At 71.8% G+C, this 23,076-nt stretch carries 21 protein-coding genes and 1 pseudogene; 3 read left to right on the forward strand and 19 right to left on the reverse strand.

Going from position 1 to position 23,076, the window contains the following annotated elements; all coding sequences use genetic code 11:
* Positions 1-15 precede the first annotated feature (15 nt).
* The 4 genes from ACYQ8Q_RS02985 to ACYQ8Q_RS03000 form a co-directional block, all read right to left on the reverse strand.
* Complete coding sequence (locus ACYQ8Q_RS02985; protein WP_460061574.1) at positions 16-936, reverse strand: hypothetical protein; 921 nt, start codon at positions 934-936, stop codon at positions 16-18.
* A gap of 137 nt (positions 937-1,073) precedes the next feature.
* Positions 1,074-2,591 carry an MFS transporter gene (locus ACYQ8Q_RS02990; RefSeq protein ID WP_460061576.1) on the reverse strand — a complete coding sequence of 506 codons (1,518 nt, stop codon included), beginning with the start codon at positions 2,589-2,591 and terminating at the stop codon, positions 1,074-1,076.
* Positions 2,588-3,004: a VOC family protein gene (locus ACYQ8Q_RS02995; RefSeq protein ID WP_460061577.1), complete on the reverse strand. Its 417-nt coding sequence runs from the start codon at positions 3,002-3,004 to the stop codon at positions 2,588-2,590. Before ACYQ8Q_RS02995 ends, ACYQ8Q_RS02990 begins: the two co-directional genes overlap by 4 nt.
* 6 nt (positions 3,005-3,010) lie before the next feature.
* Positions 3,011-3,781, reverse strand: coding sequence for an SDR family NAD(P)-dependent oxidoreductase (locus ACYQ8Q_RS03000; protein ID WP_460061579.1), 771 nt, complete (start codon positions 3,779-3,781; stop codon positions 3,011-3,013).
* A 76-nt stretch (positions 3,782-3,857) separates the two neighbouring features.
* On the opposite strand from ACYQ8Q_RS03000, the gene ACYQ8Q_RS03005 reads away from it, so the two are divergent.
* The 3 genes and pseudogenes from ACYQ8Q_RS03005 to ACYQ8Q_RS03015 form a co-directional block, all read left to right on the forward strand.
* Positions 3,858-4,271 (forward strand): hypothetical protein, encoded by a 414-nt coding sequence (locus ACYQ8Q_RS03005; RefSeq protein WP_460061582.1) that lies wholly within the window; start codon positions 3,858-3,860, stop codon positions 4,269-4,271.
* Between the two features lie 260 nt (positions 4,272-4,531).
* A complete protein-coding gene (rho, locus tag ACYQ8Q_RS03010; protein WP_460061584.1) occupies positions 4,532-5,674 on the forward strand; it encodes a transcription termination factor Rho in 1,143 nt (380 codons plus the stop codon).
* Positions 5,675-5,756: 82 nt separating this feature from the next.
* Positions 5,757-6,608, forward strand: a pseudogene (locus ACYQ8Q_RS03015) (D-alanyl-D-alanine carboxypeptidase family protein); the annotation flags it as partial.
* Positions 6,609-6,691: 83 nt separating this feature from the next.
* Here the strand turns inward: ACYQ8Q_RS03015 and ACYQ8Q_RS03020 are convergent.
* From ACYQ8Q_RS03020 to ACYQ8Q_RS03090, 15 genes are all read right to left on the reverse strand, one after another.
* A complete protein-coding gene (locus ACYQ8Q_RS03020) occupies positions 6,692-8,080 on the reverse strand; it encodes a glycosyltransferase 87 family protein (RefSeq protein ID WP_460061587.1) in 1,389 nt (462 codons plus the stop codon).
* Positions 8,077-9,474 (reverse strand): polyprenol phosphomannose-dependent alpha 1,6 mannosyltransferase MptB, encoded by a 1,398-nt coding sequence (gene mptB, locus ACYQ8Q_RS03025; RefSeq protein WP_460061588.1) that lies wholly within the window; start codon positions 9,472-9,474, stop codon positions 8,077-8,079. Before mptB ends, ACYQ8Q_RS03020 begins: the two co-directional genes overlap by 4 nt.
* A gap of 118 nt (positions 9,475-9,592) precedes the next feature.
* Positions 9,593-10,531, reverse strand: coding sequence for a glutaminase (locus tag ACYQ8Q_RS03030; RefSeq protein ID WP_460061590.1), 939 nt, complete (start codon positions 10,529-10,531; stop codon positions 9,593-9,595).
* 47 nt (positions 10,532-10,578) lie between these two features.
* A complete protein-coding gene (gene aspA / locus ACYQ8Q_RS03035; protein ID WP_460061592.1) occupies positions 10,579-11,991 on the reverse strand; it encodes an aspartate ammonia-lyase in 1,413 nt (470 codons plus the stop codon).
* 304 nt (positions 11,992-12,295) lie between these two features.
* Entirely contained in the window at positions 12,296-13,312 is a 1,017-nt protein-coding gene (locus ACYQ8Q_RS03040; protein WP_460073148.1) for an asparaginase, read from the reverse strand.
* A 44-nt stretch (positions 13,313-13,356) separates the two neighbouring features.
* Complete coding sequence (locus ACYQ8Q_RS03045) at positions 13,357-14,796, reverse strand: amino acid permease (protein WP_460061595.1); 1,440 nt, start codon at positions 14,794-14,796, stop codon at positions 13,357-13,359.
* Positions 14,793-15,470, reverse strand: coding sequence for a FadR/GntR family transcriptional regulator (locus ACYQ8Q_RS03050; RefSeq protein ID WP_460073149.1), 678 nt, complete (start codon positions 15,468-15,470; stop codon positions 14,793-14,795). The genes ACYQ8Q_RS03045 and ACYQ8Q_RS03050 overlap by 4 nt, the downstream gene beginning before the upstream one ends.
* A gap of 150 nt (positions 15,471-15,620) precedes the next feature.
* On the reverse strand, positions 15,621-16,457 hold the full coding sequence (locus ACYQ8Q_RS03055) for an undecaprenyl-diphosphate phosphatase (protein ID WP_460061597.1): 837 nt from the start codon (positions 16,455-16,457) through the stop codon (positions 15,621-15,623).
* A gap of 96 nt (positions 16,458-16,553) precedes the next feature.
* The gene (crcB, locus tag ACYQ8Q_RS03060) at positions 16,554-16,919 is read right to left on the reverse strand and encodes a fluoride efflux transporter CrcB (RefSeq protein ID WP_460061599.1); all 366 of its coding nucleotides are present in this window, start codon (positions 16,917-16,919) and stop codon (positions 16,554-16,556) included.
* Positions 16,916-17,296: a DUF190 domain-containing protein gene (locus ACYQ8Q_RS03065; RefSeq protein ID WP_460061601.1), complete on the reverse strand. Its 381-nt coding sequence runs from the start codon at positions 17,294-17,296 to the stop codon at positions 16,916-16,918. Before ACYQ8Q_RS03065 ends, crcB begins: the two co-directional genes overlap by 4 nt.
* Positions 17,293-17,748, reverse strand: coding sequence for a fluoride efflux transporter FluC (locus ACYQ8Q_RS03070; protein ID WP_460061603.1), 456 nt, complete (start codon positions 17,746-17,748; stop codon positions 17,293-17,295). Before ACYQ8Q_RS03070 ends, ACYQ8Q_RS03065 begins: the two co-directional genes overlap by 4 nt.
* Before the next feature lie 22 nt (positions 17,749-17,770).
* Positions 17,771-18,739, reverse strand: a complete 969-nt coding sequence (locus tag ACYQ8Q_RS03075) for an SMP-30/gluconolactonase/LRE family protein (protein WP_460061604.1) — start codon at positions 18,737-18,739, stop codon at positions 17,771-17,773.
* Between the two features lie 67 nt (positions 18,740-18,806).
* Entirely contained in the window at positions 18,807-19,094 is a 288-nt protein-coding gene (locus ACYQ8Q_RS03080; RefSeq protein WP_460061605.1) for an ArsR family transcriptional regulator, read from the reverse strand.
* Positions 19,095-19,300: 206 nt separating this feature from the next.
* Positions 19,301-20,869, reverse strand: coding sequence for a glycoside hydrolase family 53 protein (locus ACYQ8Q_RS03085; protein WP_460061607.1), 1,569 nt, complete (start codon positions 20,867-20,869; stop codon positions 19,301-19,303).
* Between the two features lie 104 nt (positions 20,870-20,973).
* Positions 20,974-22,995 carry a beta-galactosidase gene (locus ACYQ8Q_RS03090; protein ID WP_460061610.1) on the reverse strand — a complete coding sequence of 674 codons (2,022 nt, stop codon included), beginning with the start codon at positions 22,993-22,995 and terminating at the stop codon, positions 20,974-20,976.
* Positions 22,996-23,076: the final 81 nt, after the last annotated feature.

Raw genomic sequence — 23,076 nt, forward strand, 5'->3', positions numbered from 1 at the left:
GCCCTGGCGGGGACCTCACTCCTTGAGGTCCGCCAGGGTCGTCCTCGTGTCCGTCCTGAGCATGTCCGAGACCTCGTCGAGGGTCGGCGGGTCGGTGTCGTCGTCGTACGAGGAGTAGTAGGCGCTGTAGCTCATGGTGTACGTCACCCAGCCGTCCCGGACGGCGAGCGTCGCGTAGAGCGAGCCGCTCGACGAGCCGGAGGTGGTGTCGTTGCTGACGAGGTAGGCCTCGTCGCCGATGCCGGTGACGGTCTCCACGTCGTAGCCGGTGTGGCTGTCGCCGTAGTTCTTCCAGGTGGCCGTGAACTCGGGCCCCGGATCGGTCTTCTTGTGCAGGTCCAGCTGGGTGTAGAGGTACGCGTCCGCGTAGGTCGACGTGCTCTTCTTCAGGCTGAGGCTGCACAGGCCCTCGTCGAGGGCGTCGTCCTCGAGCCGGTTGCGGGTCGGGGAGCCGTCGTTGTCGGGGTACTCCTCCTTGAAGGACGAGTAGTCGATGGCGTTGCACAGGTTCGACGGCGCGGTGTAGCCGGCCAGGTCGGCCTTGTCGCCGCCGGCGATCAGGAAGACACCGGCCGCCCAGGCGGCGGAGGCCACCAGCGCGCCGAGGGCGGCCCACAGGACGGCTCTGCCGGCGCCGCCGCCGCGGCCGCCGGGCGGCGGACCCACCACGGGGTACGGGCCCGGCTGGAGGTAGGGGTTGCCCGGCTGCGGCTGGGGCTGCTGGCCCGGCTGGCCGGGCTGCGCGGGGACGCCGACCAGGGTCGGCTGGGCGTAGACGCTCTGCGGGGCGCCCTGGGGCGCGGGCGCGGCGGGCGGGAATCCCAGCGGGCCGCCGGGGCCCGGCGTCTGCGGGTTCGGATAGGGGTACGCGCTCGGCGGGGCCGGAGCGTCGGACGGCGGTGTGGGCTGCTGCGGAGGCTCAGGCGGCGTGGACATGACGTGAAGATAATGGTCTGATGACAGTCAAGTCCCTTGACGTGACATATCGTTACCCTCTAGGGACATCTGCCGTAAACATCGGAGAGGCCGGGTTTTCACCCGGCCTCTCCTGTGCTGTGCGGTGCTGCGGTGGATCAGGCGGACGCGGTCTGCACCGGGGCCGTCACCGTCGCGCGGGCGGTGTTCTTACGGACCAGCAGCAGGGTGACCAGCGCGCCCAGCAGGGAGGCGCAGCCGCAGATCACCACACCGAGGGACATGCCGTGGGCGAGGGCGGTCTGCGCGGCGGCCCTGGCGCTGTCGCTGCCGGCGTTGACGACGGCGAGCGGACCGGCCGCCGCCTCCATGCCGGCGTCCGCGCCGCTGAGCTTGCCGACCAGCGCGGAGGACGCGGCGCTCATCGCGACCGTGCTGATGACGGCGGGGCCGAGGCCCTGACCGAACTCGCGGACCAGGCTGGTCGCGCCGCTCGCCATGCCGGTCATGTGGAGCGGTACGGCGTTCACGGCGGCGGAGGTGAGCGAGGAGACGACACAGATGAAGCCGATGCCGAGCAGCAGCACCGGGCCGATGAAGGCGGCGAGGGAGGTGGTGGTGATGGGCAGGGCGGCGATCCAGAACTGGCCGGCGGCCATGGGCAGCAGACCGCCCATGAGGAGCCAGCGGGGCTCGACACGGGTGAGCATACGGCTCAGGACCGGGGCGAGGAGCAGCGGGACCAGCTGGAGGATCACGAACGGCATGCCGGCCCGCAGAGGGCTGAGGTGCATGACGGCGCCGAGGCGGATGGAGACGCAGTAGGCGGTGCCGATGAAGCCGAACATGCCGGCCAGGGCGACCACGGCGGCCGCGGCGAACGAGGGGATCTTCAGCAGGTCGAGGTTGAACATGGGCGACTCGGCGCGCTTCTCGGCGACGACGAAGGCGACCAGGGCCACGGCGGCGAGGCTGAGGGCGCCGACGATGGCCGGGCTGCTCCAGCCCCGCTCACCGCCCTCGATGACACCCCAGAGCAGGGCGGTGAGACCGACGGCGACGGTGATCTGTCCGGGCCAGTCCAGGGCGCGGCCCTCGGGGGCCTTGGAGTCGGTGACGAGGAGCTGGCTGGAGACGGCGACCGCGAGGCCGAGGACGACCGGCGGCACGAACGCCCAGCGGAAGTCGGCGACCGTGGCGAGCAGACCGGAGGACAGCGGGCCGACGGCCGAGGCGAGGGAGATGCTCAGCGCCCAGGTGGACACGGCCTTGGCCCGGTCCTTCTCGCCGGGTGTGGCGGCCGCGATCACGGCGAGGGAGCTGGGGAAGAGCGCCGCGGCGCCGACACCGGCCAGGGCCTGGCCGATCCAGAGCATGGTGATGTTCTGCGAGAGGGCGTTGAGGAGTTCACCGAGCGCGAGGACGAGTCCGCCGAGGACCAGCAGGCGCTTGCGGCCGAACAGGTCGCCCACCACACCGAAATTCAGCTCGAGAATGGCGGTGGGAAGAATGAACGCCGAGGTGACCCAGGCGACCTGGGAACCGGAGGCGCCGAATGCCGCCTGGATTTCTCCGTTGATGGGAGAGGGGACGGTAATGCACAACTGTGCGGCGGCAACGGCCAGACAGCAGGCTATGAGAGTTCCCCTGTCGAGTCTTTTCAGCACGCTTGTCATTCCGTACTCCGTCGCTCTATGAGTTCGATGAGATTTCCCTCGGGGTCGGTGACCCAGGCCATGCGTACGCCGGGCTCGGGGGACGGTCCGGGGGCGAGTGCCTCGCCCGCCCCGAGCGCCCGCAGGGCGTCGTGGACGGGGTCGAGTTCGGGGGTGGTGACCGCGAAGTGGCCGTAGCCCTCCGTGAGAACGGCGGTCACCGGATCAGGGGCCCTGAGGCCCGGGGCGGAGCCGGCTCGGGCCAGCAGTTCCAGCCGCCAGCCGTGCGGGTGCTCCAGGACGACACCGCTGAGGCCGGGTCCGTCGAGATGGAACTCGAAGACGGACTTCAGCCCGAACGCGGCCTTGTACCAGGCGGTCTGGGCGGCGAGGTCGCGGACGTTGACGCCCACGTGGTCGAGTCGCGTGTCCATGCCGGCTCAGCCCGCCATGGCGCTGTCGCCGCCGTCGACCATGAGGTTGGCGCCGTTGACGAAGGCCGCCTCGTCGGAGCAGAGGAACGCGGCGACCCGCGCGATGTCCTCGGGCTGGGCGATCCGCCCGACCGGGATCCGGGCCTCCAGGTGCGCCTTCGGGCCCTCGGGATCGTCGAGGAAGGGCGCCGTGGCCGAGGTGCGGGTCATGCCGGGGGCGATGGTGTTGACCCGGATGTGGTGCGGGGCGCCGGCCGCGCACAGGTGCTTGCTCATCGCGAGCACCCCGCCCTTGGCCGCGCCGTGCGGCACCATCGGCAGGAACGGGGCACCGCGTACGGCGGCCACGGACGCCACGTTCAGGACCGCGCCGCCACCGCGCGCGACGAGGTGCGGCCAGGCCGCCTGGGTGCAGAAGTAGGGGATGTCCAGCTCGTTCTTGATGGTGAAGTACCAGTCCTCGGCCGGCATGGACGCGAAGGGGCCGTTCCGCAGCGCGGAGGCGTTGTTGTAGAGGATGTCGATCCCGCCGAAGGCCGCGATCCCGGCCTCGATCCACTCCCGAGCGCCGTCCTGGGTGGACAGGTCGACGGGGGCGAGGGAGCGCATGACTCCCCCGGCCTTCTCGACGAGCTCCACGGTCTCGGCCGCGCTCTCCGCGTCGATGTCACAGCCGAATACCAGCGCACCCTCGGCGGCGAATACCTGTGCCGCGGCCCGGCCGATTCCGGCTCCTGTTCCACTGATGAAGGCGATTTTCCCGGCCAGTCGACCCATGATGGAGAAGTCCCTTGTTCATGCCGCCCGAGTGCGGTGGTGGCAGCGTAGGGAGGGGATATCGCCGGAACAAGAAATGTGTCAGGCCGGGGGCATCGGGGGTTCGTATGGCTGGTATGCGGCGGACGCCCCCAGGGCGGTGCGGAGGGTCTGCGCGAAGCCCTTCGACGGTGCGGGGCGTGGTGCGCCCGGCGGCGAGATCACCACCCGCACCGGCCTGCCCCAGAGCGCGGTGTCCGGCTGCGTGGCCCGGCTGAAGGACGTGGGGTCGGTCCTCACCGCCCCGGATCCCGCCGACCGGCGCCGGACCCTGCTGCGCCGCAACCCGGAGGTCTCGGAGCGGCGCGCCGAGGTCGCCGCCACGCCCATCGAGGCCGCGCTCGGCGCGGCCCTCGGCACCGCGGACACCGACGAGATCGCCCGGACCGTCACCCTGCTGGAACAGCTCGCCGCACTCCTCTCCCTCGACGTTCTCGGTCGACTCCGCTAGGGAGTACGTGGTACAGTCCCACCAGTACCTGTGTAAGTCCCCGTCGGGGCTCGGTACCGATTCTTCTTCAACCAGCTGATCCGCCGCCGTTCTTCCGGCCGGCGCAGTGGCTTTCCCGCACCACCTCGCCGGCGGCTCCGTGCCGCCGTACCCGAGGTGCTGCTTCTCGCCGCCCGAGGTGCGCGATGCGCCCTCCCCTCGCGGCCGCACCCCCTCCTTCGCATGCCTCATGCCTTCCGTCCGTGAAAGGACCGACCCTCATGACCACCACACTCGAACACCCCCCTGTGCAGCAGCCCCCGGCCCGGGTCGCCTCCGGTGTCCTCGACATCGACGGCAGCGGGAAGGGGCACCTGCGTGCCGCCGACTGCCTGCCCACGCCCGCCGACCTCCAGGTCCCGGCCGCCCTGATCCGCCGTCACGGACTGCGCAAGGGCGACCTCGTCGAAGGGGTGCGCGGCACCCAGCGCGCCCTGACCGAGGTGGCGCGCGTCAACGGCCGTACACCCGAGGCCCTGAACGGCCGCCCGCACTTCCGTGACCTCACTCCCCTCCACCCCCACCGGCGACTTCGCCTCGAACACCCGGCCGCCGGACTGGCCGGACGGGTCACCGATCTGATCGCACCCGTCGGCAAGGGCCAGCGCGGGCTGATCGTCGCGCCGCCCAAGACCGGCAAGACCGTGCTGCTCCAGCAGCTCGCCGCCGCCGTCGCCGGCAACCACCCCGAGGCCCGGCTGATGGTGCTGCTGCTCGACGAACGCCCGGAGGAAGTCACCGACATGCGGCGCTCGGTGCGCGGCGAGGTGTACGCCTCCACCTTCGACCGGGCGCCCCGGCAGCACATCGCCCTCGCCGAACTCGTCGTCGAGCGGGCCAAGCGGCTCGTCGAGGCGGGCGAGGACGTGGTGATCCTCCTCGACTCGCTGACCCGGCTGTGCCGGGCGCACAACAACGCGGCCGCCGCCGGGGGCCGCACCCTCAGCGGTGGCGTCGACGCGACCGCGCTGATCGGCCCCAAGCGGTTCTTCGGCGCCGCCCGGGCCGCCGAGGAGGGCGGCTCGCTCACCATCCTCGCCACCGCGCTGGTCGAAACGGGCTCCCGCGCCGACGACTTCTTCTTCGAGGAGCTGAAGAGCACCGGCAACATGGAGCTGCGCCTCGACCGCGAACCGGCCTCGCGCCGTGTCTTCCCGGCCGTCGACATCAACGGCTCCGGCACCCGCCGTGAGGAACTCCTCCTCTCCCCCGCCGAGTTGAGCACGGCCCGCGGACTGCGCCGGGCGCTGCAGACCCGCGACGGCCAGGCGAACCTGGAGACCCTCCTGCAGCGGCTGCGGGAGACCCCCGACAACGCGACCTTCCTGCGCCGGATCCAGCCGACGCTGCCCTCGGACCGCTGAACGTGCGGCATCCGGGTGCTCACTGACCGGCGCACGGCACGGGCAGCACGGGGAACGGCTCACCCATTCCTACGTTGATCATATGAAGATCGGATTCCCTTCTCGGGTCGGACTGTCGGCCTGTGTCTTCTGTGCGGCAGGTGCCCTGGCCCTCGGGCCCACCGCGGCCGCCGCCCCCGCCGGAACCGGCCCCGGCCCCACGGCGGTACGGACGCGGACGCCGGAACGGGCGCACACGCCGAAGCCGTCGCTCCTCTTCCGCCCCGGTACCCAGGTCAGACCCCGCCGCGGCGCCCCCGAGGTCCCGGACCTCTCGGCGCTGTCCTGGCTGGTGGCCGACGCCGGGAGCGGCGAGGTGCTCGCCGCGGCGAACGCGCACCGCAGGCTGCCGCCCGCCAGCACCCTGAAGACCCTGTTCGCGCTCACCGTGCTGCCGGTCCTGCCCGCGGGCCTCCGGCACGAGGTGTCCGACGAAGAACTCGCGGACATCGGGCCGGGCAGCAGTCTCGTCGGGGTCGCCGAGGGGCAGACGTACTCGGTCGCCGATCTGTGGCGCGGGGTGTTCCTGAACTCCGGCAACGACGCCGTGCACGTGCTGGCCGCCCTCAACGGCGGCTGGCGGGCGACGACCGCGCGGATGCAGGAGAAGGCGCGGGCGCTGGGCGCGCTGGACACCCATGTCCGCTCCCCCGACGGCTACGACACACCGGGCCAGGTGTCCTCGGCGTACGACCTGGCGGTGTTCGGCAGGGCCGGGCTGCGCCGACCGGACTTCTCTCGGTACTGCGGCCTGGCGGAGGCGACCTTCCCGGGGCGGAGGGGAGGGTCGTACGGCATCGCGAACACCAACCGGCTGCTCACCGGGCACGACGGCGTCGAGCCGTACCCGGGGCTGATCGGCGTCAAGAACGGCTACACGAGCAACGCCGGCAACACCCTGGTGGCCGCCGCCCGCCGGGGCGGGCGCACCCTCCTCGTCACGGTGATGAACCCGCGGCAAGGTGGCGGGCACGCCGTCTACGAGGAGGCGCGCGAGCTGCTCGACTGGGGGTTCGCGGCCGGCGGGCGGGTCGAACCGGTGGGGTCGCTGGACGCGCTGCGCGCCCGGCCCAGGCCCGCCGCCGGGCCCGTGGCCGATCCCCCGGCACGGTCGGTGGCGCACTCGGCGGCGGCCGTGCCCGTCGCCGTCGCGGCCGGGCGGCCGGGCTGGTCGCAGGCGGCGGCGATCGCGGCGGCGGCCGTGCTGGGCGGGTCCGTCGTCACGCTGGCGCTGTGGCTCGTGGGGCGGCGCTCGGCGCGCGACTGACCGACCGGCAGGAACAGCAGCAGGCCCAGCGTGACCCAGGTGTAGGTGTTGCTGCCGAGGAAGCCGTCGACGCCGGACGCGTCGTCGAACCAGAGCCACACCACGCTGGTGCAGAGCACCGCGTACAGGGCACCCGCCACGCGCGCGTGCCCCGCACGCACCAGCACGGCGAACGACGGCAGCAGCCACACCAGGTGGTGCACCCAGGTGACCGGGCTGACCAGGCAGGCGGTGACGCCCGTGAGGGCGAAGGCCGCCTGCCAGTCCCCCGCGCCCACCGCCTGCCGGGCCCGCCGGGCCCACACGCACAGCACCACCAGGACCAGCACGGCCCACACGGCCTTGCCGTCCACCCCGAGCCGGGCCAGGACGCCCTGGAGCGACTGGTTCGACACATAGCCCAGCCGGCCCACCCGGCCGGTGTCCCACAGCGCCTGCGTCCAGTAGAACCGGGACGCGTCCGGGGCGACCAGCGCCGCGCACCCCGTGGCGGCGAGCGCGACGGCCGTCGCGACGGCGGCCGCGCGCCGTCGGCCGGCGACCAGCAGCAGACCGATGAAGACGGCCGGGGTGAGCTTCACGGCCGCCGCGAGCCCGATGCCGACCCCGGCCCAGCGGCCCCGGCCGCCCGCCAGCAGCCAGGCGTCGGCCAGGACCAGGGCCAGCAGGAGCAGGTTGACCTGGCCGAAGCTGAAGGTGTCCCGCAGCGGTTCGAACAGGGCGAGGACACAGGCCGCCAGGACCACGCCGTACCAGCCGTGCCGCCGCCAGCCCGGCCCCGCCAGCACACGGACGACGACGGCCAGCGCGGCCAGGTTGAGCAGCAAAGCAACCGCGATCGCGGTCCGCAGCCCGACCAGCGCCATCGGCAGCATGGTGACGGCCGCGAACGGCGGATAGGTGAAGCCGTACGGCGTCCCCGGCACCCGGTAGTCGTAGACGCGGCCGCCGTGATGGATCCAGGTGTTGACCGTGCCGTAGTAGACGCGCAGGTCGAACCAGTCGCGCAGCAGCGGGACCGTGGCGGTGAACAGGGTGACGGCCGCGACCAGGCAGCCGAGCAGCAGCAGACGGCCCCGGTCGGTGGCGGGTGCTCTCATGCCGTACGTCCCGGCGCGGCCGGCGCCCGGGCCGCGAGGTGGGCCTGCCAGAGGACGACCACGGCGAGCGCGCCGCCGCAGACCGCGAGAAGCAGCCGGCTGCCGTCGGCGGGCCCGCCGTCCGGGAGGACGGCGAGGGCGAGGACACCGGCCACGGCCGCCATGCGGTGCCGTACCGAGGTGCTGGGGGCCGCCGCGGCCATGAGGAACAGGCCCCAGAGCGCGTACCAGGGGCGGATCGCCGGGCCGAACGCGGCCACCGTGGCGAGGCTCAGCCCGAGCGCGTACACCGGGCGGGGGCGCAGCCGCCACCATATGGCGACCAGGGCGACGGCGGTGACGGCCAGGCCGAACGCGTGCCAGGCGGGGACGGCCAGCGGGGCGAGATCGCTGCCGAGGTGTTCCAGGAGGGCGCCCGTGGCGCGGCCGAGAAGGCTGGTGAGGGCCCAGTTCTGCGGGGAGACCGGAGTGTTCAGGGCGGCTATCCAGCCGTAGCCGGTGCCCGCGAGGGCGGTCGCGGCGACCGTGGTGGCGGCGCAGGCGGCCAGCGTGGTCAGCACGGCCCGCGCGGGATGCCGGCCCGCGCGCACGGCCAGCAGCACGACCGCGGCGAGCCCGAGGATCGCGGGGGCCTTGACCAGGGATGCGAGGGTGACGAGGACGGCCGCCGGGACCGGCCGCCGGGCGAGTGCGGCGACCAGTCCGATGCCGAGCAGGCCCAGCATGATGGCGTCGTTGTGGGCGCCCGCCACGAGATGCAGCAGCACGAGGGGGTTGAGGACGCCCAGCCACAGGGCGGCGGCCGGGTCGGCGCCGCTGTGCCGGGCGAGCCGGGGCAGCGCGGCGGCCATCAGCGCGACCCCGCACAGCGCGACCAGCCGCATGCCGAGCAGCCCGGCGGGCAGTTCCCCGTGGGTCAGGCCGTACAGCGCGGAGGCGACGGCCATGAAGACCGGTCCGTACGGGGCTCCGGTGTGCTGCCACAGCGGGGCGACCTCGGCCGCGAGCGGGCCGCCGAGCTGGGCCGGGCCGTGGGTGTACACGTCGATGTGGGCGTCCACCATCGCGCCCTGGGCGAGATAGCTGTAGACGTCCCGGCTGAACAGCGGCGGCCCCACCACCAGGGGCGCCGCCCACACCGCGAGGACCAGCACCAGGGCGCGCGGCGTCGGCGGGTCCGGGCTGCGGACGAGCCCGCCCAGCAGGACCCAGGCCGCGGTCAGCAGCACCAGCCCGAAGTACACGCCGACCAGACCGAGGACGGCGTGCACGGAGGACGGGGCCAGGAGTTCCCGCGCGGGCAGCGCGCCGGCGCTCTCGCCGCCCAGCGCGAGACAGGCCGTACCGGCCAGACCGATGACCTGGCAGCGACGGAGATCGACGGGGAAACCCATGGCCAACACTCGGTCAGGGTGTCAACGCGGGGTGGCCGGAACCTGACGTGCCGCCCTCCGCCCGGGGACCTGCGCGTGACCAGTACGTTTCCCCGGGCGCCGGGCGCCAGGCGCCGGCTCAGAACACCGAGAGGCCGGTCAGGGTCGTGAAGCGGTCCAGGGCCGCGACGCCCGCCACCGAGTTGCCGCGTTCGTCGAGGCCGGGGCTCCAGACGCACAGGGTGCAGCGGCCGGGCACCACGGCGATGATGCCGCCGCCGACGCCGCTCTTGCCGGGGAGCCCGACGCGGTAGGCGAACTCGCCCGCCGCGTCGTAGGTGCCGCAGGTCAGCATGACCGCGTTGACCTGCTTGGCCTGGCTGCGGGTCAGCAGCCGGGTGCCGTCGGCGCGGATGCCGTGCCGGGCGAGGAAGGTGGTGGCGAGAGCCAGGTCGGCGCAGGACGCGGTGAGCGAGCACTGGCGGAAGTACTGGTCGAGGAGGGCCGGCACCGGGTTGTCGATGTTGCCGTAGGACGCCATGAAATGGGCGAGGGCGGCGTTGCGGTCGCCGTGCGCGGACTCGGACGCGGCGACCTCCGCGTCGAAGTCGAGCGCGGGGTTGCCGCTCTCGGCGCGCAGGAAGGCGCGGAGCGCGCCGGACGCGTCTCCGGTACGGGTCTGGAGGCGGTCGGTGACGACGAGGGCGCCCGCGTTGATGAACGGGTTGCGCGGGATGCCGTGCTCGTACTCCAGCTGGACCAGGGAGTTGAAGGGGTTGCCCGAGGGCTCGCGGCCCACGTGCTCCCAGAGCGCGTCGCCCTCGCGGGCCAGGTCGAGGGCGAGGGTGAAGACCTTGGTGATGGACTGCGTGGAGAACGGCTCGCGCCAGTCCCCCACGCCGTACACCGTGCCGTCGAGCTCGGCGACGGCCATGCCGAAGCTGCGCGGATCGCGGGCGGCGAGCGCCGGGATGTAGTCGGCGGACCGGCCGCGCCCCGGGGTGTGCTCCATCTCCTCGGCGATGCGCTCCAGGACCGGCTGGAAGGCGAGGGACGACGTCGTTGTCATGATCACCATTGTGCCTCCGGGCCGGTCCTGGTGCGTCACCGCAGGTCAGGAAGGGGTCACAGCTGGGGTGCTCCGCTGCCGGCCAGCACCTCGGGGCGCAGCAGGTCGGCGAGCCGGTCGGCGGGCAGCAGGCCCTTCTCCAGGACGAGTTCGGCGACGCCCCGGCCGGTGACGAGCGCCTCCTTGGCGATGTCGGTGGCCGCGGTGTACCCGATGTGCGGGTTGAGGGCGGTGACCAGACCGATGGAGTTCTCGACGGTCGCGCGCAGGGCCTCGGTGTTGGCGGTGATGCCGTCCACGCAGCGCTCGGCCAGGGTGAGGCAGGCGGCCCGCAGATGCGTGATGCTCTCCGACAGGGAGTGCAGGATGATCGGCTCGAAGGCGTTGAGCTGGAGCTGTCCGGCCTCCGCGGCCATCGTGATGGTGACGTCGTTGCCGATCACCTCGAAGGCGACCTGGTTGACGACCTCGGGGATCACCGGGTTGACCTTGCCGGGCATGATGGACGATCCGGCCTGCACGGGCGGGAGGTTGATCTCGCCGAGGCCCGCGCGCGGACCGGAGGACAGCAGGCGCAGGTCGTTGCAGCTCTTGCTCAGCTTGACCGCGATCCGCTTCAGCACGCCGGACATCTGGACGAACGCGCCGCAGTCCTGGGTGGCCTCGACCAGGTTGGCGGCGGTGACCAGCGGGAGGCCGGTGATCTCGGCCAGGTGACGGCGGGCGGACTCGGCGTAGCCGGCGGGAGCGTTGAGGCCGGTGCCGATGGCCGTGGCGCCCAGGTTGATCTCATGGATCAGCTGGACGGCCTCGTCAAGACGGTTGCGGTCCTCGTCAATCATGACGGCGTACGCGGAGAACTCTTGACCGAGCGTCATGGGGACCGCGTCCTGCAACTGTGTACGGCCCATCTTGAGCACACTGCGGAACTCGACGGCCTTACGGGCGAAGGAGTCCTGCAGTACAGCCATCGCCTTGAGCAGTCCACGGACCGCGAAGACCGTCGCGATCTTGACGGCGGTCGGGTAGACGTCATTGGTGGACTGACCGAGGTTGACGTCCTCGTTGGGGTGCAGGTACTGGTACTGCCCCTTCTCGTGGCCCATCAGCTCCAGGGCCCGGTTCGCCACGACCTCGTTGGCGTTCATGTTGGTGGAGGTGCCGGCGCCGCCCTGGATGACGTCCACGACGAACTGGTCGTGCAGCCCGCCCGCGCGGATCTCACGGCAGGCGGCGACGATCGCGGCGGCCTTCTCGGGCGCCAGCAGTCCGAGTTCCTCGTTGGCGAGGGCGGCGGCCTCCTTGACGGCGGCGAGCGCGTCCACGAGGTGCGGGTAGGCGGAGATGGTGGCGCCGGTGATGGGGAAGTTCTCGGTGGCGCGCAGGGTGTGGACGCCCCAGTACGCGTCGGCGGGGACGTCCCGGTCGCCGAGCAGGTCGTGTTCGCTGCGGGTGGCTGCGGCGGTCATGGGGTGCGGGTCCTCTTTCTGAGGGTGATGAGGGTGAGGGGGAACCGGCGACGGCGGGTGGCACGGGGGCCGGCTCGGACGGAACGGGGTACGTCCGCCCGAGCCGGCCGGAACACCGGCCCGGTGGTGACCGGACCGGCGGGTTCGGGGCCGCCGGGGTGGGTGCGGCCGGCGCTTCGGGGCAACGGCCTCGCGGATCCGGACGCGCGGACCAGGCCGTCGTACGACCGGATGAAGCCGTCGTACGAACGGATCGGGCCGTCCGCCGGTGGCCACCGCGCACACTCGGTGGCCACCGGAGTCGTCAGGCGCAGGCGCGGACGGTCACCGGGTCCAGGGCCCGTACCGGGCGGACCGAGCCGACCGGTTCGCCGCCGCCGAGCAGCGCCTCGCCCGCGAACTCCGTGAGAAGGGCGGGGTCGACGCCCGCGCGGGCGAGGGCGGCCGCGGCGACCGGGATCCGGGCCCGGTTCGCGCCGTCGGAGATCTTGACGGCGACGGCCCGGCCGTCCGGGAGGGCGGCGACCTCCACGCCCTCGAAGCCGTCCTTGGCGAGCAGACCGGGGACGGCCCGCATGAGGGCGGCCACGTCCCGGCCGGCGCCGGAGGCCATCTCGGCGTGGTCGCGCATGGCGTCCGCGACCCGGGCCTCGGGGGTGCCGGGCGCCGCCGTGGTGATCCGGGCGGCGGCCCGGGCGAGGCCGTGCAGCGAGACGGAGAAGAGCGGGGCGCCGCACCCGTCGACGGTGACCCGGGCGATCCGCTGTCCGGTGAGGTCCTCGACGATCTCCGCGATCGCCTGCTGGAGCGGGTGCTCCGGGGCGAGGTAGTCGTCGAGGGACCAGCCGTTGAGCTTGCAGGTGTACAGCATGGCCGCGTGCTTGCCGGAGCAGTTCTGCGCGAGACGGGAGGGCTCGCGGCCCTCGCGTATCCAGGTGTCGCGGACCGCCGGGTCGTACGGCATGTCCTTGACGTTGCGCAGGTCGTCCTCCGTGACGCCGGCCAGCTCGAGGATCCGCCGGCTTCCGGCGAGGTGGCGTTCCTCGCCGGAGTGGCTGGCGGCGGCGAGCGAGAGCAGCTCGCCGTCGAGCGGCAGTCCGGCCCGCAGCATTGCGACCGCCTGCACGGGCTTGAGCGCGGAGCGCGGGTAGAAGGCGGCCTCGATGTCGCCGAGCTGGAAGGCGACGTCACCGTTCGTGCCGAGGACGACGACCGAGCCGTGGTGGACGCCCTCGGTCACTCCGCCTCGGACGAGGTGGGCGACGGGCGCGTGGAGGGGTTCACGGATCACGGGGGCGTCCGCGAGGGAACTGCTGTACATCACTGCCTGGATCACTTGGGGGTTGTCGTGGGCCGGCGCCGGGTTCACGCGTCGGCCTTGGCCGAGGTGCGCTCGCGGTTGCGGCGGATGGCGTACCAGCCGGCGACGAGCGCTGCGACGATCAGCGGCAGGCACAGCACGGTGGTGCGTCCGGCGCCGCCGTCGGCGTACATGAGGACCAGGACCGAGGCGAGGAAGAACAGGGTGACGAGTTCGGTCCAGGGAGAGCCCGGGAGCTGGTAGCCCGGGCGGGTCAGCTCGCCCTTCTGGGTCTTCTGCCAGAAGAGCAGGTGACAGATCATGATCATGCCCCAGGTGGAGAGGATGCCGATCGCCGCGAAGTTCAGGACGATCTCGAAGGCGTCCGCCGGGACCACGAAGTTGAGGCCGACACCCAGGACGCAGATACCGCTGGTGAGCAGAATGCCGCCGTAGGGGACCTGGCTGCGGCTCATCCGCGCGGTGAACTGCGGGGCGGAGCCGTTGACGGCCATGGAGCGCAGGATGCGGCCGGTGGAGTAGAGGCCGGAGTTCAGGGAGGACATGGCCGCGGTGAGGACGACCAGGTTCATCACGCCGCCGGCCGCGGGGACGCCGATGTTGGACAGCACGGTGACGAAGGGGCTCTCGCCTGCCGTGTACTTGTTCCACGGGAGCAGCATCGACAGCAGGACGACCGAGCCGACGTAGAACAGGCCCACGCGCCACATGATCGAGTTGATCGCCTTCGGCATGATCTTCTCGGGGTTCTCGGTCTCACCGGCGGCGACGCCGACCAGCTCGACGGAGGCGTAGGCGAAGACGACGCCCTGGATGATCAGCAGCATGGGCAGCAGGCCGTTGGGGAAGACGCCGCCGTTGTCGGTGATCAGGGAGGGGCCGGGGGTGGTGCCGTCCACCGGGTGCTGGGTGACCAGCAGGAAGATGCCGATGACCATGAAGACCACCAGGGCGCTGACCTTGACGATGGCGAACCAGAACTCCAGTTCGCCGAAGATCTTCACCGAGATCAGGTTCACGGTGAGGACCACGGCCAGGGCGATCAGGGCGATCACCCACTGGGGGATGTCGGAGAACATGCCCCAGTAGTGGGTGTAGGTGGCGACCGCGGTGATGTCGGCGATCCCGGTGGTGGCCCAGTTCAGGAAGTACATCCAGCCGGCCGTGTACGCGCCCTTCTCGCCGAGGAACTCCCGGGCGTACGACACGAAGGCGCCGGAGGAGGGGCGGTACAGGACGAGTTCGCCGAGCGCGCGCACGACGAGGAACGCGAAGACGCCGCAGACGGCGTACGCGACGAAGAGGGAGGGCCCGGCGTCGGCGAGCCGGCCGCCCGCGCCGAGGAAGAGGCCGGTGCCGATGGCACCGCCGATGGCGATCATGTTGACGTGCCGGTGCTTCAGCGACTTGCTGTAGCCGTGGTCTCCGGCGTCGATGTGACCGGACGAGGGGCGCGTCTCGTCTTTGAGGTGCTGTTCGCTCACGCCTCGGGTCCGCCTTCCAGGGGAGTGGTCGTGCCAGGGGAGCGCACGATGTCGGTGAGGGTCGTCTCGACGCGGTCGAGGTGATGGCTCATCGCCTCCACCGCGTCGTGCTCGGAACCGTCGATCAGCGCCTCGACGATGGCCCGGTGCTCGCGGTTGGACTGTTCACGCCGGCCGCCCAGCTCGTTGAGGAAGGCCGACTGACGCGCCAGTGCGTCCCGGATCTCCTCGATGACCCGGCGGAAGACCGGGTTCTGGGCGGCTTCGGCGACGGCCAGGTGGAAGAGGGTGTCCATCGCGACCCACGCGGTGGTGTCCGTCTCCCGTTCCATGCGGTCGAGCAGATGGGCCAGGTGGTCCAGGTTCTCCGGGGTGCGACGCGCGGCCGCGTACCCGGCGACCGGGATCTCGACGTGCCGGCGCACCTCCAGCAGATCGCTGGCCGCGTAGTCGCCGAAGGTGGGGTCCTCGACGGTGTTCGCGACGACGAAGGTGCCCTTGCCGGTCTTGGAGACGGTCAGGCCCATCGTCTGCAGGGCCCGCAGGGCCTCGCGCAGAACAGGCCTGCTGATCTCCAGGGTGCGGCACAGCTCCGCCTCGGAGGGGAGCTTGTCGCCAATGGCGTACTCGCCGCGCTCGATGGCGGTACGCAGATGCGCCAGCACCGCTTCCATGGCGCTCACACGCCGCAGCGGCTGTCCGGCTGTCGGGCTGTCTGACAGGTTCACGGGAGTGATGCTGCGGGTGACGCAGGGGTGATGTCAAGGGAGGTGAAATGAGAAATTCAGCGGACGGGAGACCTGAATGGCCTCCCGTCCGGGCGGTCAGGCGTTCAGCGCGCCCGTGGCCAGCAGTCCGAAGAGCGCCGCGCCGACGACGATCCGGTAGATCACGAAGGCGTTGAAGGAGTGCTTGGCGACGAACTTCAGCAGCCAGGCGATGGAGGCGTACGCCACCACGAAGGAGACGGCGGTGCCGACGGCCAGCGGGGCCGCGCCCGCGCCCGTGCCGAGCGCGTCCTTCAGCTCGTACAGTCCCGCGCCGGTCAGGGCGGGGATGCCGAGGAAGAAGGAGAGCCGGGTGGCGGCGACCCGGTCCAGGTCCAGGATGAGCGCGGTGGACATGGTGGCGCCGGAGCGGGAGAAGCCGGGGAAGAGCAGCGCGAGGATCTGGGAGCTGCCGACGAGCATGGCGTCCTTGAACGAGGTGTCGTCCTCGCCCCGCTTGTGCCGGCCCATCTGGTCGGCCGCCCACATCACCCCGCTGCCGGCGATCAGCGACCCCGCGACGACCCACAGGGAGGCCAGCGGACCCTCGATGAGCGGTTTGGCGGCGAGGCCGACGACCACGATCGGGATCGTCGCGTAGATCACCCACCAGGCGAACTTGTAGTCGTGGTGGACGCGCTCCTCGCGGTGCCGCAGACCCCGGAACCAGGCCGACACGATCCGCACGATGTCCTTGCGGAAGTACACCAGCACGGCGGCGATCGCCCCGACCTGGATCACCGCGGAGAAGCCGACGACCGCGTCGTCGTCGACCGGGATGCCCATCAGGCCCTCGGTGATCTTCAGATGGCCGGTGGAGGAGACGGGGAGGAACTCGGTCACTCCCTCGACGGCTCCGAGGACGACGGCTTGGCCGACGGAGATGGCGCTCATGGAATCCAGTTCTGAGGAGACGATTAGGTCGACAGTGCTGTAGACGGTCGAGTGGTGTACACAGTCCTACCAGGCGCGGACGCGAGGCCGGACCGCCTACGGCCAGACCGCCTGCCCTATCGCGACCCCGGCGAACGCGGCCCCGAGACCCGCCACCAGGCTCCCGAGGACGTTGGCGGCAGCGTAGAGGCCCGCGCCGGTCTCCGTCAGCCGGAGCGTCTCGTACGAGAACGTCGAGTACGTGGTGAGCGCCCCGCAGAAGCCCGTGCCCAGGAACAACCGCAGGTCGGGGCCGAGGGAGGCGGCTCCGGTCAGGGTGCCGAGGATCAGACAGCCCGTCACGTTGACGACGAGGGTGCCCCAGGGGAACACCGAGTCGTGCCGGGACTGCACCGCGCGGTCGGCGAGATAGCGCGCGGGGGCGCCGATCATGCCGCCCACGACGACGACCAGCCAGTTCACAACGACTTCTTACCCTTCGTGTCCGGTTCATCCTGGTTCCTGGCGCGGCCCTCGTACCTGATCACATGGCACTCGTCGAGCACGGCCAGGCCGTCGACGACCAGCTCGTCGAGTTGCGGCAGGAAGGCCTGCACCCGCTCCTCCGTGTCCACGACGACGATCGCGACCGGCAGGTCCTCGCTGAGCGAGAGCAGCCGCGAGGTGTGGATCCGGGAGGAGGCGCCGAAGCCCTCGACCCCGTGGAAGACACTGGCGCCGGCGAGTCCGGCCGCGTGGGCGCGGTGGACGATCTCGCTGTAGAGGGGCTTGTGGTGCCAGGTGTCGTTCTCGCCGACGAAGACGGTCAGGCGCAGGGCGTTGCCGGTGAGTCGGGTCATCGCGGCCTCCGGCCGAGGAGACGACGTGTCGTGGTGGCGGCGACCCACACCGCGCCGAGGGCCGCGCACAGGGTCGCGGCGAGGTAGGCGAACGCGGTGCCGGGGCGGCCCGCGTCGACCAGCCGCTGGATGTCGACGGTGTACGTCGAGAAGGTGGTGAAGCCGCCGAGGACCCCGGTGCCGAAGAAGGGGCGCACCAGCCGGTGCACGGTCAGCACCTCGGTGATCAGCACCAGGAAGACGCCGATCACCGCGCAGCCGACGACGTTCACCCAGAAGGTCGTCCAGGGGAAGCCGCCGGTGGCCGTGGGCCACCCCAGCGCGGCCGCGTAGCGGGCGGCGGCGCCGATCCCACCGCCGACGGCGACGACCGCGACCACCGGGAGCTGACCGGTCCCGGTGGTCCCGTGCGGGGTCCTGGTACGGAGGCTCTCGGCCTCGGAGGCTGACATGTCGCACCAGCGTAACGCCGTCTCACATGGTCGAGGGCGCCTCACAGACGGCGATGCCGGGCTCCCGCAGGCTGCCGAGGACGAGTCGGCCGCCCGTCTCGCAGACGCTGGTGACCATGCGATAGCCCGAGTGGCGGCGGGTGAGGTGGGCGAGGGTCCGGCCGTCGTCGTCGAGTGCGAGGACCCCGACCGTGCCCGAGGGGCGGTACGGCGCGCGCAGGGCCGCACGGGCGGCGCGTCGGCGTACGGCGGGGCCGGCGCGGTGCAGGAGGTCGAGCGGGGGGACGCGCGGGCCGGCCAGGGCGACCCAGATCGGGCCGTCGGAGGTGCCGCGCCACAGGTTGTCGGGGAAGCCGGGCAGGTTCTCGACGAAGGGTTCGGCCTGGCCGGCGCGGGGGCCGGTGAGGTGGAACCGGGTGAGACGGCGGGCGCCGGTCTCGGCGACGACCAGGAACGTGTCGTCGGCGCCGCGGGCGATCCCGTTGGCGAACTGGAGCCCGTCCAGGACGACCTCGGCGTCGTCCGCGCCCGGGGCGAGGCGCAGCAGCCGTCCGGTGCCGGTGTGTTCGACGAGGTCGCCCATCCAGTCGTTCAGCGGGTGGGCGCGGTTGGAGACGGTGAAGTAGACCGTGCCGTCGGGCAGGGCGACGACGTTGCTGCAGAAGCGCAGCCGCTCCCCCGCCGCCGTCCTGGTGAGCACCCGGACGTTGTCCGAGCCGCCCTCGGGGTCGACGCGCAGCAGGGCTCCCTCGGCGTCGCACACCAACAGGTCGCCGTCGGGGAGGAGTTCTAGGCCGAGCGGGCGGCCGCCGGTCTCGGCGACGCAGGTGACGCGGGTCGTGGACGGGTCGTCCAGGCCGTCGATCCGCAGGATCCGTCCGTCGGCCACGCCGGTCAGCACCCGTCCGGCGGAATCGGCCACGACGTCTTCGGGGCCGTGCCCCGGGAGAGTGAGGTACCTGATCGGAACGAGGGCCGTCCGTCGGTCCATGAGGGTCCGCCTTCCTGGAGGAGACGGCCATCCTCGCAGGTGCTCGGGCGTCCTTTGCCGGGGGCCTTCACCATCCCTTCTCGAACATGCGCGCCACCTCGGCGATGCGTATCTCGTCGCGCCGGTAGTACAGACGCCGTTTGATGCGGGTGGCGCGCAGCAGGCCGATGTCGGTGAGCAGGGCGAGGTGGGTCTCGGCGACCTCGCGGCGCACCCCGAGTCTCGCCGCGATCGCCTCCGCGGTGACGCCGTCCTCGACCAGGTCGGCGTGCCGCTGGGGCGGGAAGTGCCGGTGCGGCTCCTTGAGCCATTCCAGGATGACCAGTCGTTTCTCGCCGACAGGAGTCCTCAGCATCGTCGTCCCCCTAGGTCCGGGCCTCCTCGTGTGCTGCCGTCCCACTCTTCCGCAGTCGGGGGTGCCGTGTCCCGGAGTCCGCAAGCCTTGGCCGGGATCGAACAGCCGTGCCGCGCGGGGTCGTTCGGGCGGGGAGGGGCGGCGGCACGGCGTGCGGGCCCGGCCGCGGGGTGCGGCCGGGCCCCTGGTTCACCGGGTGGCGGGGGTCAGCGGTGGCTGAACCACGCCATCGAGGACAGGGCCTTGTCGTCGTAGCCGAACAGGGCCTGGTTCTCCCAGCCGTTGCCCGAGGTGGCGTCGGCCGGGTCCCAGCCGTTGCCGGTGACGGCGGTCCAGGTCGCCTCCCAGTGGAAGACGCCGAGCCCGCGGCCGTTCGGCACCGCCTCCACGATGTTGGCGACGGCGTTCATCCAGGCGAGCTGGCCGGCCGCGGTGGCCGGGTAGCCGGTGACCAGTTCACCGGTGGTGTCGATCTGGTTGGTGAGCGAGTCGTCGCTGTCGAGACGGAAGGGGTAGGCCGTCTCGGCGATGAACACCGGCTTGGCGTACCGGGAGGCCACGTCGTCCAGGGTGGTCTGGGCGGCGGCGAGCGAGCCGTGCCAGTAGCCGTAGTACGACAGGCCGATCACGTCGTAGGTGATGCCGTACGTCTTGGCGTTGTCGAACCACCAGCGGACGGTGGCGTCGTCACCGGCGTTGGCGAGGTGCAGGGCGACCGTCGTGCCGGAGGAGACCGCCTTGACCGCGCTGTAGCCGGAGTTGAGCAGCCCGGCGAGCTGCGACCAGTTGTCGGTGGAGCCCTCGGACCACAGCATGCCGCCGTTGATCTCGTTGCCGACCTGGACCATGTCGGCCGTGGTGCCCTGCGCCTTCAGCGCGTTGAGCACGTCGTACGTGTGGTTGTAGACGTCGGTCTTCAGCTGGCTGTAGGAGTGGCCGGACCAGGCGGCGGGCTTGGTCTGCTTGCCGGGGTCGGCCCAGGTGTCCGAGTAGTGGAAGTCGACCAGCAGCTTCATGCCGGCGGCCTTGATCCGCTTGGCCATGGCCAGGACGCGCGTCTTGTTGTTGTAGCCGTCGGCGGGGTTCACCCAGACCTTCAGGCGCGCGTAGTTCATGCCGGCGTTCTTCAGGATGGTGACCGCGTCGCCGGTGGTGCCGGAGCTGGTCTTGTAGACACCGCCGTAGGCCTCGCTCTTGGCGAGGGAGGAGATGTCGGCACCCTTGACGGACAGGCCGGTCGATCCCGACGTGAAGGTCAGGTCGTCCACATTGATCCAGTTGCCGGCGTTCGCGTCACTGTTGACGCTGATGGTGCACTGGTTGTTCGTCACATTGACCGACGTGACGATCCGGACCCAGCTGCTGGTGGACACCGGCAGATCGGTGCGCTGTTCGGAACTGCCGCAGTTCTTCAGCGCGAGGTAGGCGGAGTTCTGGCCGCCGCCGGAGCGGACCCAGGCGGTGAGGGTGTAGGTCCCGTTGGTCAGCCCGGAGAGGTACTGGTACGTCTCCACCTTGTAGGCGGTGGACGCCCAGTGGGTGAGGCGGTAGCTGCCGGCGTGACCGCCGGACTCGGTGAAGGAGGCGGAGTTCTGGCCCGCCGCCGAGTAGGTGGACCAGCCCGTGGGGGTGGCGGTGCCGGTGCCGTCGGACTCGAAGCCGCCGTTGGTGAGCGTGCTCGCCGCCTGCGCGGTCTGCGCGGGCAGGGCGGTGAGGGCGAGCCCCGCGACCAGCGGCAGCAGCAGGGCTCTGAGGGTGCGTCTGGGATGGAACATCGTCGTCCGTCGTCCCTTCGACGTATGGGGTGGGGATCCCTCGGATGAGGGAGAGACCCCCTCCGCCCGCGGCTCGCGGCTCCACGGGCGGAGGGGGAGTCGGCTCAGCCGTCGAGCCGGACGACCCGGACGGCTCCCGCCGGGACCGCGAGGCGGCCGGCGGCGCGTTCGCCCGTCAGCAGCTCGGTGCCGGAGGTCTCCAGCGGCACCTTGGCGTCGGCGGCGGTGTGGTTGAGCGCGAAGAGGTAGCTGCCGCTCTCCCCGGAGCGGCGCACGACCTCGACGTCGTGGGGCAGATCGGCGCGCGGGTCGAGGCGCGCGTCCTCGGCGGCCCAGCCGAGGAGGGCGTCCAGTCCCTCGTGGCCGAGACGGGTGGAGACGTACCAGGCGGTGCCCTCGCCGAGGCGGTGCCGGGTGACGGCCGGGTGGCCGGCGGTGAGGCCGTCGGCGTACGTCCAGACGGTCTCGGCGCCGTGCGGCACGACGAACTCGGTCCACACGTCGCCGCCGAGTTCGGAGCCGTCGGGGCCGGTCAGCCGGACGCTCTGGCCGGCCAGCAGCGGGGAGAACTCCTCGACGGTCAGGCCCAGGACGTCGCGCAGCGCGCCGGGGTAGGCCCCCTCGTGGACGCAGTCGTGCTCGTCGACGATGCCGGAGAAGTACGACACCACGAGGGTGCCGCCGTTCTCGACGTACTCCCTGAGGTTGTTCCCGGCCGCCTCCGTCATCAGGTAGAGCGCGGGCACCACGACCAGGGGGTACGCCGACAGATCGGCCTCGGGGTGGGCGAAGTCGACGGTGAGGTGGCGGTCGTAGAGCGCCTCGTAGAAGGCGTCGGCGCGCTCGCGGGCGTCGTGGTCCTCGCTGGGGCGCCAGGCGAGGTTCTGCGCCCACCAGGAGTGCCAGTCCCACAGGACGGCCACGTCGGCCTCGGTGCGGGTGCCCCGGAGGGTGGCCAGGGAGTCCAGGGACGCCCCGAGTTCGACCACCTCGCGCCACACGCGCGTGTCGGTGCCGCCGTGCGGGACCATCGCCGAGTGGAACTTCTCGGCGCCGCGCCGGGACTGGCGCCACTGGAAGAACATCGCGCCCTCGGAGCCGCGGGCGACATGCCCGAGGGAGTTGCGGGCCATCTGGCCGGGGGCCTTGGCGGGGTTGCGGGGCTGCCAGTTGATGCCCGAGGTGGAGTGCTCGAGGAGGATCCAGGGGGCGCCGCCCGCGACGGAGCGGGTGAGGTCGGCGGCCATCGCCAGGTTGACGTGGGTGCGGCGGCCGTCGGTGATGAGGTAGTGGTCGTTGGTGACGATGTCGACCTCGCGGCCCCAGGCCCAGTAGTCGACGGAGTCGCACTGGCTGAGGGCCGTCATGAAGTTGGTGGTGACCGGGACGTCCGGTGCGAGGCGGTGCAGGATGTCCCGCTCCGCGCAGAAGTTCTCGCGCATGGTGGCGTCGGCGAACCGCTTGTAGTCCAGGGCCTGGCCCGGGTTGCCGACGGTGGGGGTGGCGCGCGGTGGGTTGATGTCCTCGAGGCTCGCGTAGCGCTGGCCCCAGAAGGCGGTGCCCCAGGCCTCGTTCACCGCCTCGACGGTGCCGTACGTCGTCGCGAGCCAGCGGCGGAAGTGGGCGGCGCAGGAGTCGCAGTAGCAGGCCGAGACGGGGACGCCGTACTCGTTGTGCACGTGCCACATCGCGAGGGCGGGGTGGTCGCCGTAGCGCTCGGCGAGCCGGGTGGTGATGTTCGCGGCGGCCGCGCGGTAGTCGGCGTTGCTGTGGCAGATGGCGCCGCGCGAGCCGAACTCCAGGCGCACGCCCTCGGCCGTCACGGGCAGGGCGTCGGGGTGGGCGCGGTAGAACCAGACGGGCGGGACGACGGTGGGGGTGCCGAGGTCGACCCGGATGCCGTGCTCGTGGAGCAGGCCGATGATCCGGTCCAGCCAGCCGAAGTCGTACTCCCCGGGGGAGGGCTCGAGCAGGGCCCAGGAGAAGATCCCGACGCTCACCATGGTGACGCCGGCCTCCCGCATCAGGCGGACGTCCTCCTGCCAGACGTTTTCCGGCCACTGCTCGGGGTTGTAGTCCCCACCGAAGGCGAGCCTGGTGAGGCCCCTGGGGGTGGTCTCCGGCATGGATTTTCTCCCGTTTGATCGAACATTTGGGAACGTGCACACATCGGGATGGCGGTGCGGGCCCAACATAACCGCACAGCA

Source organism: Streptomyces sp. YKOK-I1 (genome assembly GCF_054660435.1).

Bases quoted from the DNA above. Each gene is read 5' to 3' on its own strand.
- ACYQ8Q_RS02985 (WP_460061574.1), bottom strand. From the start codon at position 936: ATGTCCACGCCGCCTGAGCCTCCGCAGCAGCCCACACCGCCGTCCGAC.
- ACYQ8Q_RS02990 (WP_460061576.1), bottom strand. From the start codon at position 2,591: ATGACAAGCGTGCTGAAAAGACTCGACAGGGGAACTCTCATAGCCTGC.
- ACYQ8Q_RS02995 (WP_460061577.1), bottom strand. From the start codon at position 3,004: ATGGACACGCGACTCGACCACGTGGGCGTCAACGTCCGCGACCTCGCC.
- ACYQ8Q_RS03000 (WP_460061579.1), bottom strand. From the start codon at position 3,781: ATGGGTCGACTGGCCGGGAAAATCGCCTTCATCAGTGGAACAGGAGCC.
- ACYQ8Q_RS03005 (WP_460061582.1), top strand. From the start codon at position 3,858: ATGTGTCAGGCCGGGGGCATCGGGGGTTCGTATGGCTGGTATGCGGCG.
- rho (WP_460061584.1), top strand. From the start codon at position 4,532: ATGACCACCACACTCGAACACCCCCCTGTGCAGCAGCCCCCGGCCCGG.
- ACYQ8Q_RS03020 (WP_460061587.1), bottom strand. From the start codon at position 8,080: ATGAGAGCACCCGCCACCGACCGGGGCCGTCTGCTGCTGCTCGGCTGC.
- mptB (WP_460061588.1), bottom strand. From the start codon at position 9,474: ATGGGTTTCCCCGTCGATCTCCGTCGCTGCCAGGTCATCGGTCTGGCC.
- ACYQ8Q_RS03030 (WP_460061590.1), bottom strand. From the start codon at position 10,531: ATGGTGATCATGACAACGACGTCGTCCCTCGCCTTCCAGCCGGTCCTG.
- aspA (WP_460061592.1), bottom strand. From the start codon at position 11,991: ATGACCGCCGCAGCCACCCGCAGCGAACACGACCTGCTCGGCGACCGG.
- ACYQ8Q_RS03040 (WP_460073148.1), bottom strand. From the start codon at position 13,312: ATGTACAGCAGTTCCCTCGCGGACGCCCCCGTGATCCGTGAACCCCTC.
- ACYQ8Q_RS03050 (WP_460073149.1), bottom strand. From the start codon at position 15,470: ATGGAAGCGGTGCTGGCGCATCTGCGTACCGCCATCGAGCGCGGCGAG.
- ACYQ8Q_RS03055 (WP_460061597.1), bottom strand. From the start codon at position 16,457: ATGAGCGCCATCTCCGTCGGCCAAGCCGTCGTCCTCGGAGCCGTCGAG.
- ACYQ8Q_RS03065 (WP_460061601.1), bottom strand. From the start codon at position 17,296: ATGACCCGACTCACCGGCAACGCCCTGCGCCTGACCGTCTTCGTCGGC.
- ACYQ8Q_RS03070 (WP_460061603.1), bottom strand. From the start codon at position 17,748: ATGTCAGCCTCCGAGGCCGAGAGCCTCCGTACCAGGACCCCGCACGGG.
- ACYQ8Q_RS03075 (WP_460061604.1), bottom strand. From the start codon at position 18,739: ATGGACCGACGGACGGCCCTCGTTCCGATCAGGTACCTCACTCTCCCG.
- ACYQ8Q_RS03080 (WP_460061605.1), bottom strand. From the start codon at position 19,094: ATGCTGAGGACTCCTGTCGGCGAGAAACGACTGGTCATCCTGGAATGG.
- ACYQ8Q_RS03085 (WP_460061607.1), bottom strand. From the start codon at position 20,869: ATGTTCCATCCCAGACGCACCCTCAGAGCCCTGCTGCTGCCGCTGGTC.
- ACYQ8Q_RS03090 (WP_460061610.1), bottom strand. From the start codon at position 22,995: ATGCCGGAGACCACCCCCAGGGGCCTCACCAGGCTCGCCTTCGGTGGG.